We start from the raw sequence: 12,215 nt of genomic DNA, 5'->3' as shown, positions 1-12,215 counted from the left end.
TTCCTAGCGATTCGTGACCGGGTACACGCCTTGGGGACGCCACAGCAAGATGGCGACCATCAGCGCGATGTTCGAGAACAGGGCGGCCTTGGGCAGCAGGAAGCCGGTGTAGTTGGCCATCAGCCCCACCAGCAGCGCGCCGATCAGGCAGCCCACAGTGGAGCCCAGGCCGCCGATCATGATGACGATGAAGATCAGCACGTTGACCTGCGCGCCCAGCTGCGGCACGACCGATTGCTGGTACATGCCCCATAGCACGCCGCCCAGTCCCGCCAGCATCGAGCCGGCCACGAACACGCCGACGAACAGATGACGGATGCGGTAGCCCAGGCTTTCCACCATCTCGCGGTCCTCGACGCCAGCGCGGATCAGAAGGCCCAGCTTGGTTCGGTTGAGCAGCCACAGCATGCCGGCCAGCACCAGCAGCCCCGTCAGCAGGGCGACAATGCGGAACTTCTCGATGGCGGCATCGCCCAGCAGGAATGCGCCGCGCAGCGCCTCGGGCAGCGGTAGGGAAATCGTCTGCGGACCCCACAGCATCTTGATGATCTCCTCGCCGATGATCATGCCGCCCATGGTGATGAGGATCTGCTTCAGATGCTGGCCGTAGACAGGCCGCACGATGACGCGTTCGAACGCCAGGCCCACTGCGCCCGCGACCAGCATGCCGACGATCATGGCGGGCAGCACCGCGCCCAGGTTGATCCACAAGCTGCCCGACTGGGTCCAGTCGGCCATGGAGCCCAGCACGGTTGCGGCCATGTACGCGCCGATTGCGATGAACAGGCCGTGGCCGAAGTTCAACACGTCCATCAGGCCGAAGACCAGCGTCATGCCCGAGGCCACGATGAAGATGATCATGCCCATGGCCAGCCCCGCCAGGGTCAGGGTGACCCAGGTGGAGAAGGAACCCACCAGGGGCAGGGCAAGTGCGGCCAGTGCGACCACCAGCAGCACGGGGCGCAGGTCCGCGCGCACGCGCGGCAGCGGGGTATCGAGTTCGAGCGTGCTCATTGATGGCTTCCCAGCGACAGGCCCAAGAGGCGCGTCTGTAGTTCATCGTCCGCGGCCAGTTCGGCCATGCCGCCTGCATGGACGACGCGGCCGTTGTCCATCACGGCGACGTGATCGCCGACCAGGCGCGCGAAGTTGAAGTTCTGCTCGACCAGCAGGATGGTGGTGGACGCCTGCTTCAGTTCAATGAAGGCGTCGATCATGTTCTGGATGATGGCGGGCGCCAGGCCTTTGCTGGGCTCATCCACCAGCAGCAGCCGGCGCGGCTCGATGATGGCGCGCGCCACGGCCAGCATCTGCTTTTGACCGCCCGACAGCTTGCCGGCGGGATGTAGCCAGAACTTCTTCAATGCCGGAAAGAACCCGAAAATCCATTCCAGCCGCGCCGTATCCAGCTGGCTGGCGTTCCTGGCCTGGCGCGCCGCGAGCAGGATGTTCTCCTTCACGGACAGGTCGGCGAAGATGCCCATGCTTTCGGGCACGTAAGCCATGCCCATGCGCGCCATGTCGGGCGGCGAGGTGCGCGTGCCCGGGCCGCCGACGGGCGTGCCGTCAAAGCTCACCTGGCCTTGCGATGCGCGCCACAATCCCATGATGGTGCGCAGCGTGGTGGTCTTGCCGGCGCCGTTGCGGCCCAGCAGCATGGTCACGGCCGCCGGCGCGACCGCCAGGTCCACGCCGTGCAGGATGTGGTACGCACCGATGTGGGTGTGCACGTTCTTCAATTCCAGCAACGCCTGCGTCATGCCGCCTTCTCCGCCGGGCTCACGCCCAGATAGGCCTGCTGCACGATGGGCGAGGCGATCACCGCCGCCGGGTCGCCGTCGGCCATCAGCTGGCCGTTGTGCAGCACCACGATGCGGTCCGCCAGTTCGCGCACCACGTCCATCTTGTGCTCCACAAGCAGAATCGTTTTCGTCGGATCGTTCTTGAGTTCGCGGATCAGGTCCAGCACGACGGGCACGTCGTCCACGCTCATGCCTGCCGTCGGTTCGTCGAACATGAAAACCTGCGGCTCCAGCGCGATCAGCATGGCGATCTCCAGCTTGCGCTGGTCGCCGTGCGGCAAGTCGGCGGCAGGCTGGTCACGGCGCGCGGACAGGCGGGTGCGTTCCAGCAGCGCGTCGGCGCGTTCGATCAGGCCCCGGTCGTCGCTCCAGGTGCGCCAGAACCGGATCTGGCGCCAGCTCATGCCTTGCTGGCGCGATTGCAGGGCCAGGCGCACGTTCTCATGCACGCTCAGGCGCGGGAACAGCTGGGTCAGCTGAAAGGCACGCCCCAGTCCCGCATGCATGCGCGCGGGGGCGGCCAGCGGGGTCAGGTCGCGCCCGTTCAGGCGCACCGTCCCGGCGCTGGCGCGCAGCTGCCCGGAAATAAGGTTGAAGTAGGTGGTCTTGCCCGCGCCGTTTGGGCCGACTATGGCGGTCAGGGTGCCAGGCGCAAAGCTGCAGCTGACTTCATTGACCGCCACGTGTCCGCCGAAACGGATCGTGAGCGATTGGGTTTCCAGCATGGATGGGCTACGCGCTCAGCGTTTGTTCTGGATTGGCACCGACATCTGGTCCGGCGTGATTTCCTTGACCAGATCCTGCACGGCCCACGGCACCGACGGATCGTTCTTGATGCGGAAGTGGTACATGGACTGCATGGCCTGGTGGTCCTCGGGGCGGAAGGTCATCTTGCCCTTGGGCGTCTCGAAGCTCATGCCTTCCATGGCCTTGATCAGCGTGTCGGTATCGGAGTCGCCCTTGGTCTTGGCCAGCGCGGTGGCGATGGCGATGCCCGAGGCCATGCCACCTGCGGTGAAGAAGTCCGGCGGCTGGCCGTAGCGCTTCTGGTGTTCCGCCACCAGCCAGTCGTTGATCGGATTCTTGGGGATGCCGTAGTAGTAATAGGTGGCGCCTTCCATGCCCGCCAGCGACTTCAGCGGCGTCATCGCGGCCAGCGTGTTGCCGCCCGTGGCGATCTCGATGCCGAAGCGCTTGGGGTCCAGGTCGGCGATCTTGAACGGGTTGCCCGCGCCCGCCCACAGGATGAAGATGATCTTGCGGCCCGGCTTGTCCTTCAACGCATCGAACAGGCGCTGCGCGCCGGCGGTGAAGTCGGTGGCGTTGGCGGGCAGGTATTCCTCGTGCACGATCTTGGCGTTCTTCAAGGCGCCTTTGAACGCCTTCACGCCGTCGCGGCCGAAGGCGTAGTCCTGCGCCAGCATGGCGATCGAGGTGCCGGCCTGGTCGAAGGCGACCGCGTTGGCGATGGCGTCCTGCGACGAATTGCGGCCGGTGCGGAAGATGTACTTGTTCCACTTGTCGCCCGTGATCGAATCCGCCACCGCGGGTTCGACCAGCAGGATCTTTTCGTACTCCTCGGCGATGGGCAGCATCGCCAGCGCGACGCCGGAAGAGGTGGGGCCGACGGCGATGTCGGCGTTGTCGTCCGCGTAGGCCGAGGCCAACTGCGCGCGCGCCACGTCGGGCTTGCCCTGGTTGTCCTTTTCGATCACGCGGATCTTGCGCCCGGCGACCGTCATGGTGCCTTGCGTTGCATATTCCAGCCCCAGCATCAGGCCGTTCTGGGTTTGCTTGGCGTAGGCCTCCAGGGGGCCGGTTTTGTCGTAGACATGGGCGACGACGAAGTCTTTCGCCGCGATGGCGGAATTCATGCAGAGGCCGGCGAGCGCGGCGAGCAGGACGCGTTTCATGGGTATCTCCTGTTATTGGGGGCGGTCAGCCGCCGTGTGGTCCGGCGTGGCAAGGAACTGGCGGATGGCGTCGATCTGCGCAGCGACATTGAGAGCAGGGGCGTGGCCGCAATCGGGGAAGTCGATGCGCTGCGCGCGCGGCCCGCGGCGGGTCATGGCGTCGGCGACTTCGGGCAGCAGCAGGTCCGAATCGGCGCCGCGCAGCAACAGCAGCGGCATGCGCAGCGAGTCGTAACCATTCCAGCGGTCGTAGTCCCGCGGGTGGTTGCTGAACTGGCCGACGATGGCCGGATCGTAGTGCAGGGTGATCCGGCCGTCCGGCAGCCGGCGCACGGATGTTTCTGCCATACGGCGCCATTGCTCGTCGCTCTGCCAGCCGTAGGGCTTATAGGCGACGCGCAGCCAGGCTTCGAGTTCGGTGACCGTATCGAAGGCCGGCGGCGCGCCGACATAGGCCACGATGCGGTCGATGGCGGCCTGCGGCAGTTCGGGCCCGATGTCATTGACGACCAGGTGCGAGATCCGGTCGCGCAGGGTCGTGGCGGCAGCGTGCATGCCGGTGGCGCCGCCCATGGACGTCCCCACCCAGCGCACGCGATCCAGCGACAGCCCGTCCGCCAGGGCGCGGGCCAGCGTTGCATAGAAGTCGAGCTGGTACTCGGCGACCGGGTCGGGGCTCCATTGCGACAGGCCGCGGCCGATCGCGTCCGGGCAGATGATGCGGTAGTCGTCCGCCAGCGCCTGCGCCAGGTCGTCGAAGTCGCGGCCAGTGCGGGCCAGGCCATGCCACATGATGACGGGGGGCGCGTCCGCGGCGCCCCATTCGGTGTAATGCAGCTCGCGGCCTGCGCAGCGCAGATAGCGCGAAGCCGGCGCGTGGCGGCCGGCTGGTGCGGGCGCTGGTGCCATGAGTCTCCTCCCGGGTTGTCCAGGTTGTGTGCTTATCGGGCTGAATATAGACTTGCGCCAAGCGCGCCTTCAAGGCGCCGGACACCCCGCAGCAGGGTGAGTCAAGAATATGTAGACGCAGGATCACGAGCGCCCGGCCGCGGCGCAGGCGTCCAAGGAGACCGAACCATGTCCGATACGGAATTCGCCATTTCGGCCAGCGCTGGCGCTGACCGGCGCGACGAATGGCGCGCGGCGTTGTCGCACGCGTTCGGTCCCTTCGAGGTGCATGGCGGCCGGCCCGACAATTTCGCCGGACATGTGCGCTACGCGCGGCGGGGCAGCCTGCAGTTCAACGACCTCCATTACCAGGGACAGAAGCTGGAGCGCACCGCCGGCAACGTGTCGCGCCTGGATCAGGAGTTCTATACCTTCGGCCTGCCGCTGGCGGGACCTCTGGTTGTGCAGCAGCAGGGGCGGGAGTTCCAGGTCGAACCCGGCTGCGTCTATCTGATGAACCAGAGCCTGCCCTACCAGGCCACGGCACAGGGCGCTGCGGGGTACCGCAGCCTGAGCGTGTCTTTTCCGCGCAGCGCGCTATTGCAGCGCGATTCCCGCGTCGGCGCCTTCTACAAGCTGCGCGTCGACGACGGTTCGCCGCGCGGCGCTTTGCTGGCCAGCTACATGGACCACTTGTTCAAAGGCGTGGACGGCTGGTCGGATGTCGAGGCGGCGGAACTGGGCGAGCGCCTGATCGACCTGATCGTGCTGTTTCTGGTGCAATCAGGGCAGGGGCATGCATCGGAGTCGGACAGCAGCGTCACGCTGGCGCATCGGCAGCGCGTGCTGGCCTACATCCGCCAGCATCTGGCGGATCCCGCGTTGTCGCCGCAGCAGGTGGCTCAGGGCTGCGGCTTGTCGGTGGCCTATCTGCATCGCATCCTGCGCGCGGGCGGCCTGTCGGTGGAATCCTTCATCTTCGACCAGCGGCTCGACAAGTGCCGCGAGCTTTTGTTGAGCCCGCAGCACAGCCACCGCAGCATTGCCGAACTGGCCTATCAGGTGGGTTTCTCGCACCCCTCGCATTTCAGCCGACTGTTCAAGCGCCGCTTTGGCATGACGCCGCGCGATTTGCGGGCAAGTTCCTGAGCGGCCTTCTGCCGCGGACATCCCGGCCCGGTTCTCCAGGCATGAGGCAAAAAAAAGCCCCGCAGAAATCCTGCGGGGCTTTGTTGTCACTGCCAGGTCAGATGTGCGTGATGAACTTCGTGACCAGGTAGCCGTCGAACGTTTCCAGACCGCCTTCGCTGCCGATGCCGCTGTCCTTGATGCCGCCGAAGGGCGTCTCGGCCAGGGCGCTGCCGAAGTGGTTGATGTTGACCATGCCGGCCTCAAGGCCGTTGGAGACCTTGGTGGCCGTCTGCAGCGAGTTCGTGAACACGTAGGACGACAGGCCGAAGGGCAGGCTGTTCGCGCGGCGCAGCACTTCATCGGTATCCGTGAAACGGACCACCGGCGCGACCGGGCCGAAGGGCTCCTCGGTCATCAGCATGGAGTTGTCGGGCACTTCGGTCACGACCGTGGGGGCGAAGAAGAAGCCCTTGCGGTCCAGCGGGCCGCCGCCGACCACCACCTTGCCGCCGTGCTTCTTGGCGTCGTCGATGAAGGCGCTCATGGCGGGGACGCGGCGCTCGTGCGCCAGCGGGCCCATGTCGGTGCCGGCTTCCAGGCCGTCGCCGACCTTGATGTTCTTCAGCACTTCGGAGAAGCGCGCGAGGAACTGCTCGTAGGCGCCGTTCTGGACATAGAAGCGGGTCGGCGACACGCACACCTGGCCGGCGTTGCGGACCTTGAACTTGGCCAGCATGGTGGCGGCGCGGTCGATGTCGGCGTCGTCGAACACCAGCACGGGCGAGTGGCCGCCCAGTTCCATGGTGACGCGCTTCATGTGGGCGCCGGCCAGCGCGGCCAGCTGCTTGCCCACCGGCACGGAGCCGGTGAACGACACCTTGCGCACGATGGGCGAGCGGATCAGGTAGTCGGAGATCTTGGCGGGTTCGCCCCAGACGATGTTCAGGCAGCCCTTGGGCAGGCCGGCGTCGTGGAACATGCGCGCAATGGCCATGACGGCGCTGGGCGAGTCCTCGGGACCCTTCAGCACTACCGTGCAGCCGGCGCCGATGGCGGCGGCGATCTTGCGGATGGCCTGGTTGTACGGGAAGTTCCAGGGCGTGAACGCGGCGCAGACGCCGATGGGTTCGCGCACCACGATCTGGCGCACGTCAGGATTGCGCGGCGGGACCACGCGGCCGTAGATGCGGCGGCATTCCTCGGCGTGCCAGTCGGCGTGTTCGGCGCAGGAGGTGACTTCGCCCACGGCTTCGGCCAGCGGCTTGCCCTGGTCCAGCGTCATGTTGCGGCCGATTTCCTGGGCGCGTTCGCGCGACAGCGTCGCAACCTTGCGCAGGATGGCCGAGCGGTCCATGGGAGAGGATTTCTTCCACGACTCGAACGCGCGCTGGGCGGCGGCTAGCGCGCGATCCAGATCCGCTTCGGTGGCGTGGGGCAACTGGCCGAGAACTTCCAGCGTGGCCGGGTTGATGACGTCCTGGGTGCGCCTGCCCTCTCCGGCGACGAATTCGCCGTCGATATACAGCGCCAACTGTTCATACATGCCTGTCTTCCCTTGCGAAATAGGAGTGGATAGCGATCACTGTCGCCCACGCCAGTCTAAACCAGCTTGTCCGCGGCGGGGAGGGCCAATGCCCGGCGGCGCCTTGGAGCCAATCTGCTGGCGCAAGTCTTGCGTGCCCGCGCCGGCATGGACAAAATGGTGCATCTTTGGCTGTCTATCCGGCTACCTATTGTGCAACCCCTCGATGCGCGTCCGCCCAGCAAGCCCAGTTTCTACTCGCGCACCTTTTTCCGTTTCATAGACTGGTTGCGCAACCGGATCGCCCAGGCCTCGCTGGTCGGCGACCGTCCCATTTTCGACAATGGCCAGTTTTCCTGGGTCGCCGCGCTCGAGGCCCAGGCGCCCGCCATCCGCGCTGAGCTGGCAGGCCTGCTCTCCGAACGCCAGCACCTGCCCGCCTTCCATGAAATTTCTCCCGACGTGGGCCAGATCACCTCGGACGACCAATGGAAGACTTTCGTCTTCATGGGCTACGGCCTGCGCTCCGAGCGCAATCTGGCGCGCTGCCCGGCGACCGCCCGGGCGCTGCAGGGAATCCCGGGCATCCGCACGGCGTTCTTCTCCATCCTGGAGGCCGGCAAGCGCATCCCCCTGCACACGGGGCCGTACAACGGCGTCCTGCGCCTGCACCTGGGGCTGGTGGTACCCGAACCGGCCGAGCAATGCTGGATCGAGGTCGGGGGCGAGCGTTACAGTTGGCGCGAAGGGCGGGCGGTGGTGTTCGACGACCTGTACCCGCACCAGGTCCACAACGACACCGCCGGACTGCGCGCCGTGCTCTTCGTGGACTTCGAGCGTCCCTGCCGCGCTCCGGTAAAATGGCTCAACCGCCTGGTGCTCATGGCTGCCCCCTTCACGGACGAAATCCGTCGCGGCAAGGCCAACCACGATGCCTGGGAGAAGGGCTACTACCGCCAGAAATAGGGGGCGGATAGCCTCGGTTCACCCCGGTCAAGGGGAAAGCGTGGCTTTTGTGGGTTATCCACACAAAGTGCTTGCGCTCAAAAATTAACCACGTTAGAATTATCAGCTTTCCCAGATTGTCGATCGAGTTGGCCCGCGCCTATGCAGGTTAGCCCGACGTGTTGGGGGAATACCCGCAGGATTTCAACCCAGGGTCGTTGCGTTGCCAACCAGTTGCGTGAGTAGGGCGAAAGCTCCAGACATGCCAACACAAAAGCAGGGCGGCAGACCTGACGGGACCAAAACTGGCAGGAATTGCAGTGTTCCCTTGTTGGGAAAACCGTATTTCCAGTTAAGTTGGAACAGGAAAAATCATGATCCAAATGCAGACCACGCTGGATGTGGCCGATAACACTGGTGCGCGTCATGTCATGTGCATTAAGGTGCTCGGTGGCTCCAAGCGCCGTTATGCCGGTATCGGCGACATCATCAAGGTGAGCGTCAAAGATGCGGCTCCGCGCGGACGCGTCAAGAAAGGCGAAATTTACAATGCCGTGGTGGTTCGTACCGCCAAGGGCGTGCGCCGTAAAGACGGTTCGCTGATTCGTTTCGGTGGCAATGCCGCCGTGTTGCTCAACGCCAAGCTGGAGCCCATCGGCACCCGCATCTTCGGACCCGTTACGCGTGAACTGCGTACCGAGAAGTTCATGAAGATCGTGTCGTTGGCCCCGGAAGTGCTGTAAGGAGCCCTACGATGAACAACATTCGTAAAGGCGACGAAGTCATCGTCCTGACCGGCCGCGACAAGAAGCGTCGCGGTACCGTGCTGGCGCGCGTCGATGCCGACCACGTTCTGGTCGAAGGCGTCAACGTCGTCAAGAAGCACGTGAAAGCCAACCCGATGGCTAACAACCCGGGCGGGATTGTCGAAAAGACCATGCCGATTCACATCTCGAACGTCGCGCTGTTCAACCCGGCCACCGGCCGTGGCGATCGCGTCGGCGTGCAAGAAGTCGAAGGCCGCAAGGTTCGCGTGTTCCGTTCCAATGGTGCCGTTGTCGGCGCCAAGGCGTAAGGGGCGATAGACATGTCTCGTTTGCAAGATCTCTACAAGAGCAAGGTCGCTGCCGACCTGCAAGCCAAGTTTGGCTACAAGAGCACGATGGAAGTGCCGCGCATCACCAAGATCACCCTGAACATGGGTGTGTCGGAAGCGGTGTCGGACAAGAAAGTCATCGAGCACGCTGTTGGCGACCTGACCAAGATCGCCGGCCAGAAGCCCGTCGTGACGAAGACCAAGAAGGCTATCGCCGGGTTCAAGATCCGCGAAAACTACCCGATCGGTTGCATGGTCACGCTGCGCGGTCAACGCATGTACGAATTCCTGGATCGCCTGGTGGCGGTTGCGCTGCCTCGCGTGCGCGACTTCCGCGGCATCTCGGGTCGTGCGTTCGACGGCCGTGGCAACTACAACATCGGGGTGAAAGAGCAGATCATTTTCCCCGAAATCGAGTACGACAAGATCGACGCGCTGCGTGGGCTGAACATCAGCATCACCACCACCGCGAAGACCGACGAAGAAGCCAAGGCGCTGTTGACGGCCTTCAGCTTCCCGTTCCGTAACTAAGGGGCTGATGACGTGGCTAAACTTTCCCTCATCAATCGCGACATCAAGCGCGCCAAGCTGGCTGACAAGTTCGCCGCCAAGCGCGCTGAGTTGAAGGCGATCATCGACGACCAGTCGAAGACCGACGAAGAACGTTACCAAGCTCGGCTCAAGCTGCAACAGCTGCCGCGCAATGCCAACCCGACGCGTCAACGTAACCGTTGCGTGGTCACCGGTCGTCCGCGCGGCGTGTTCCGCAAGTTCGGCCTGACGCGCCACAAACTGCGTGAAATGGCGATGAAGGGTGAAATCCCCGGCATCACCAAGGCCAGCTGGTAGGAGAAACAATATGAGCATGAGCGATCCCATCGCCGATATGCTGACCCGCATTCGCAATGCGCAGCAAGTGGACAAAGTTACGGTGAGCATGCCCTCCTCGAAGCTGAAGGCGGCCATTGCCGCTGTGCTGAAGGACGAAGGCTACATCGACAGCTTTGAAATCAAGGGCACCCAGGCCAAGCCTGAGCTCGAGATCACCCTGAAGTACTACGCTGGCCGTCCGGTCATCGAGCGCATCGAACGCGTTTCGCGCCCCGGTCTGCGTATCTACAAGGGCCGTACCAGCATTCCTCAGGTCATGAACGGCCTGGGCGTGGCTATCGTTTCGACCTCGCGCGGCGTCATGACCGACCGTAAGGCTCGCGCCAACGGCGTCGGCGGCGAAGTGCTGTGCTACGTGGCCTAAGGAGAAATTCGAATGTCACGTATCGCTAAGTATCCGGTCGAACTGCCCAAGGGTGTTGAAGCCAACATCCAGCAGGATCAGATCACCGTCAAGGGCCCGCTGGGCTCCCTGACCCAAGCCCTGACCGGCGACGTCACGATTGCGTTGGACAACGGCAAGCTCACGTTTGCCGCCGCCAACGACAGCCGTCACGCCAACGCCATGTCGGGTACCGTGCGCGCTCTGGTGGCCAACATGGTCACGGGCGTGAGCAAGGGCTTCGAGCGCAAGCTGACCCTGGTCGGCGTGGGTTACCGCGCATCGATCCAAGGCGACGCCGTTAAGCTGCAGCTCGGTTTCTCGCACGACGTTTTGCACCAGTTGCCGGCCGGCATCAAGGCCGAGTGCCCGACCCAGACGGAAATCGTCATCAAGGGCGCCAACAAGCAAGTCGTCGGTCAGATGGCCGCTGAAATCCGCGCGTACCGCGAACCCGAACCCTACAAGGGCAAGGGCGTGCGTTACTCGGACGAACGCGTCGTCATCAAAGAAACCAAGAAGAAATAACGGCGCACGCAAGGACGAATCATGGACAAAAAAGTTTCCCGTTTGCGTCGTGCGGTTCCGACCCGCCGGAAGATCAACGAGCTGCGCGTTCATCGCCTCTCGATTTTCCGCTCGAACCAGCACATCTACGCCAACATCATTTCGCCGGAAGGCGATCGCGTTTTGGTCAGCGCCTCGACGGTCGAAGCCGAAGTGCGCGCGCAACTGTCCGGCCAGTCCGGTCAGGGCGGCAACAAAGCCGCTGCGTCGCTGGTCGGCAAGCGCGTGGCCGAAAAGGCCAAGGCTGCCGGTATTGAACTGGTCGCTTTCGATCGCTCGGGCTTTCGTTACCATGGCCGCGTGAAAGCGCTGGCCGATGCCGCGCGTGAAGCCGGCCTGAAGTTCTAAGCGAGGATCTGTCAAATGGCTAAAGTACAAGGCAAGAACGCCGCGGAAAAAGAGAACGATGACGGCCTCCGCGAAAAGATGATCGCGGTCAACCGCGTGAGCAAAGTGGTCAAGGGTGGTCGCACCATGAGCTTTGCCGCGCTGACCGTGGTTGGCGATGGCGATGGCCGCATCGGCATGGGTAAGGGCAAGGCGCGTGAAGTGCCGGTGTCCGTTCAGAAGGCTATGGAACAGGCCCGTCGCGGCATGTTCAAGGTCGCTCTGAAGAACGGCACGCTGCACCACACCGTGGTTGGCAAGCATGGCGCCGCTACCGTGCTGATCTCGCCCGCTGCTGAAGGTACCGGCGTTATCGCCGGCGGCCCGATGCGCGCTATTTTTGATGTGATGGGTGTGCGTAACGTGGTTGCCAAGAGCCTGGGCTCGAGCAACCCCTACAACATGGTTCGCGCCACGTTGAACGGCCTGCGCGCCTCCATGACCCCGGCTGATGTTGCTGCCAAGCGCGGCAAGTCGGTCGAAGAAATCCTGGGGTAAATCATGGCTCAGAAGCAGATCAAAGTGACCCTCGTGCGCTCGGTGATCGGTACCAAGCAATCGCACCGTGACACGGTTCGCGGTTTGGGCTTGGGCCGTATCAACAGCAGCCGCGTGCTGGTCGATACGCCCGAGGTGCGTGGGATGATCCGTAAGGTGGATTATCTCGTTTCCGTCTCGGAAGCCTAAGGAA

17 protein-coding genes are annotated in these 12,215 nt (G+C 64.0%); 11 read left to right on the top strand and 6 right to left on the bottom strand.

Translation table 11 applies throughout. The features are described 5' to 3' along the window. Positions 1 to 3 precede the first annotated feature (3 nt). From DXK93_RS07585 to DXK93_RS07565, 5 genes are read right to left on the bottom strand one after another with little or no spacing between them, the layout of a single operon-like run. The gene (locus tag DXK93_RS07585; RefSeq protein WP_054457279.1) at positions 4 to 1,014 is read right to left on the bottom strand and encodes a branched-chain amino acid ABC transporter permease; all 1,011 of its coding nucleotides are present in this window, start codon (positions 1,012 to 1,014) and stop codon (positions 4 to 6) included. Next, complete coding sequence (locus tag DXK93_RS07580) at positions 1,011 to 1,760, bottom strand: ABC transporter ATP-binding protein (RefSeq protein WP_119449748.1); 750 nt, start codon at positions 1,758 to 1,760, stop codon at positions 1,011 to 1,013. The genes DXK93_RS07585 and DXK93_RS07580 overlap by 4 nt, the downstream gene beginning before the upstream one ends. After that, positions 1,757 to 2,527, bottom strand: a complete 771-nt coding sequence (locus DXK93_RS07575; RefSeq protein ID WP_054457275.1) for an ABC transporter ATP-binding protein — start codon at positions 2,525 to 2,527, stop codon at positions 1,757 to 1,759. Before DXK93_RS07575 ends, DXK93_RS07580 begins: the two co-directional genes overlap by 4 nt. Before the next feature lie 15 nt (positions 2,528 to 2,542). After that, positions 2,543 to 3,715 (bottom strand): substrate-binding domain-containing protein, encoded by a 1,173-nt coding sequence (locus DXK93_RS07570; protein WP_119449747.1) that lies wholly within the window; start codon positions 3,713 to 3,715, stop codon positions 2,543 to 2,545. Between the two features lie 12 nt (positions 3,716 to 3,727). Next, positions 3,728 to 4,624, bottom strand: coding sequence for an alpha/beta fold hydrolase (locus DXK93_RS07565; protein ID WP_054457271.1), 897 nt, complete (start codon positions 4,622 to 4,624; stop codon positions 3,728 to 3,730). Between the two features lie 168 nt (positions 4,625 to 4,792). Between DXK93_RS07565 and DXK93_RS07560 the strand changes: the two genes are divergently transcribed. Further along, positions 4,793 to 5,752: a helix-turn-helix domain-containing protein gene (locus DXK93_RS07560; RefSeq protein ID WP_054457269.1), complete on the top strand. Its 960-nt coding sequence runs from the start codon at positions 4,793 to 4,795 to the stop codon at positions 5,750 to 5,752. A 97-nt stretch (positions 5,753 to 5,849) separates the two neighbouring features. Here DXK93_RS07560 and DXK93_RS07555 read toward each other — a convergent pair whose 3' ends face one another. Beyond that, on the bottom strand, positions 5,850 to 7,277 hold the full coding sequence (locus tag DXK93_RS07555) for an NAD-dependent succinate-semialdehyde dehydrogenase (protein ID WP_054457266.1): 1,428 nt from the start codon (positions 7,275 to 7,277) through the stop codon (positions 5,850 to 5,852). Between the two features lie 192 nt (positions 7,278 to 7,469). Here DXK93_RS07555 and DXK93_RS07550 point away from each other — a divergent pair, with 192 nt between their 5' ends. From DXK93_RS07550 to rpmD, 10 genes are all read left to right on the top strand, one after another. Further along, a complete protein-coding gene (locus DXK93_RS07550; protein ID WP_119449746.1) occupies positions 7,470 to 8,222 on the top strand; it encodes an aspartyl/asparaginyl beta-hydroxylase domain-containing protein in 753 nt (250 codons plus the stop codon). A 353-nt stretch (positions 8,223 to 8,575) separates the two neighbouring features. After that, positions 8,576 to 8,944, top strand: coding sequence for a 50S ribosomal protein L14 (gene rplN, locus DXK93_RS07545; protein ID WP_006216531.1), 369 nt, complete (start codon positions 8,576 to 8,578; stop codon positions 8,942 to 8,944). 11 nt (positions 8,945 to 8,955) lie between these two features. Further along, positions 8,956 to 9,276 (top strand): 50S ribosomal protein L24, encoded by a 321-nt coding sequence (gene rplX / locus DXK93_RS07540; protein ID WP_006389623.1) that lies wholly within the window; start codon positions 8,956 to 8,958, stop codon positions 9,274 to 9,276. Positions 9,277 to 9,288: 12 nt separating this feature from the next. Further along, positions 9,289 to 9,828 (top strand): 50S ribosomal protein L5, encoded by a 540-nt coding sequence (rplE, locus tag DXK93_RS07535; protein ID WP_054457265.1) that lies wholly within the window; start codon positions 9,289 to 9,291, stop codon positions 9,826 to 9,828. Between the two features lie 12 nt (positions 9,829 to 9,840). Continuing rightward, positions 9,841 to 10,146, top strand: a complete 306-nt coding sequence (rpsN, locus tag DXK93_RS07530) for a 30S ribosomal protein S14 (protein ID WP_006216527.1) — start codon at positions 9,841 to 9,843, stop codon at positions 10,144 to 10,146. Positions 10,147 to 10,156: 10 nt separating this feature from the next. Then, a complete protein-coding gene (gene rpsH, locus DXK93_RS07525; RefSeq protein WP_006216525.1) occupies positions 10,157 to 10,552 on the top strand; it encodes a 30S ribosomal protein S8 in 396 nt (131 codons plus the stop codon). Positions 10,553 to 10,564: 12 nt separating this feature from the next. Continuing rightward, positions 10,565 to 11,098, top strand: coding sequence for a 50S ribosomal protein L6 (rplF, locus tag DXK93_RS07520; protein ID WP_054457262.1), 534 nt, complete (start codon positions 10,565 to 10,567; stop codon positions 11,096 to 11,098). Between the two features lie 21 nt (positions 11,099 to 11,119). Continuing rightward, positions 11,120 to 11,485 (top strand): 50S ribosomal protein L18, encoded by a 366-nt coding sequence (rplR, locus tag DXK93_RS07515; protein WP_054457260.1) that lies wholly within the window; start codon positions 11,120 to 11,122, stop codon positions 11,483 to 11,485. A gap of 15 nt (positions 11,486 to 11,500) precedes the next feature. Then, a complete protein-coding gene (gene rpsE, locus DXK93_RS07510; RefSeq protein ID WP_013397003.1) occupies positions 11,501 to 12,022 on the top strand; it encodes a 30S ribosomal protein S5 in 522 nt (173 codons plus the stop codon). Between the two features lie 3 nt (positions 12,023 to 12,025). Then, the gene (rpmD, locus tag DXK93_RS07505; RefSeq protein ID WP_006216520.1) at positions 12,026 to 12,211 is read left to right on the top strand and encodes a 50S ribosomal protein L30; all 186 of its coding nucleotides are present in this window, start codon (positions 12,026 to 12,028) and stop codon (positions 12,209 to 12,211) included. Positions 12,212 to 12,215 lie beyond the last annotated feature (4 nt).

Source organism: Achromobacter sp. K91 (genome assembly GCF_003576205.1).
In the GTDB taxonomy this organism is placed as follows: domain Bacteria; phylum Pseudomonadota; class Gammaproteobacteria; order Burkholderiales; family Burkholderiaceae_B; genus Achromobacter; species Achromobacter aegrifaciens.
The sequence above is the reverse complement of the archived record's forward strand: the minus strand, read 5'-3'. Positions and strand labels throughout refer to the sequence as shown.

Excerpts from the sequence above, each read along its gene's own strand:
- DXK93_RS07585 (WP_054457279.1), bottom strand. The coding sequence starts at position 1,014 with ATGAGCACGCTCGAACTCGATACCCCGCTGCCGCGCGTGCGCGCGGAC.
- DXK93_RS07580 (WP_119449748.1), bottom strand. The coding sequence starts at position 1,760 with ATGACGCAGGCGTTGCTGGAATTGAAGAACGTGCACACCCACATCGGT.
- DXK93_RS07575 (WP_054457275.1), bottom strand. The coding sequence starts at position 2,527 with ATGCTGGAAACCCAATCGCTCACGATCCGTTTCGGCGGACACGTGGCG.
- DXK93_RS07570 (WP_119449747.1), bottom strand. The coding sequence starts at position 3,715 with ATGAAACGCGTCCTGCTCGCCGCGCTCGCCGGCCTCTGCATGAATTCC.
- DXK93_RS07565 (WP_054457271.1), bottom strand. The coding sequence starts at position 4,624 with ATGGCACCAGCGCCCGCACCAGCCGGCCGCCACGCGCCGGCTTCGCGC.
- DXK93_RS07560 (WP_054457269.1), top strand. The coding sequence starts at position 4,793 with ATGTCCGATACGGAATTCGCCATTTCGGCCAGCGCTGGCGCTGACCGG.
- DXK93_RS07555 (WP_054457266.1), bottom strand. The coding sequence starts at position 7,277 with ATGTATGAACAGTTGGCGCTGTATATCGACGGCGAATTCGTCGCCGGA.
- rplN (WP_006216531.1), top strand. The coding sequence starts at position 8,576 with ATGATCCAAATGCAGACCACGCTGGATGTGGCCGATAACACTGGTGCG.
- rplX (WP_006389623.1), top strand. The coding sequence starts at position 8,956 with ATGAACAACATTCGTAAAGGCGACGAAGTCATCGTCCTGACCGGCCGC.
- rplE (WP_054457265.1), top strand. The coding sequence starts at position 9,289 with ATGTCTCGTTTGCAAGATCTCTACAAGAGCAAGGTCGCTGCCGACCTG.
- rpsH (WP_006216525.1), top strand. The coding sequence starts at position 10,157 with ATGAGCATGAGCGATCCCATCGCCGATATGCTGACCCGCATTCGCAAT.
- rplF (WP_054457262.1), top strand. The coding sequence starts at position 10,565 with ATGTCACGTATCGCTAAGTATCCGGTCGAACTGCCCAAGGGTGTTGAA.
- rplR (WP_054457260.1), top strand. The coding sequence starts at position 11,120 with ATGGACAAAAAAGTTTCCCGTTTGCGTCGTGCGGTTCCGACCCGCCGG.
- rpsE (WP_013397003.1), top strand. The coding sequence starts at position 11,501 with ATGGCTAAAGTACAAGGCAAGAACGCCGCGGAAAAAGAGAACGATGAC.
- rpmD (WP_006216520.1), top strand. The coding sequence starts at position 12,026 with ATGGCTCAGAAGCAGATCAAAGTGACCCTCGTGCGCTCGGTGATCGGT.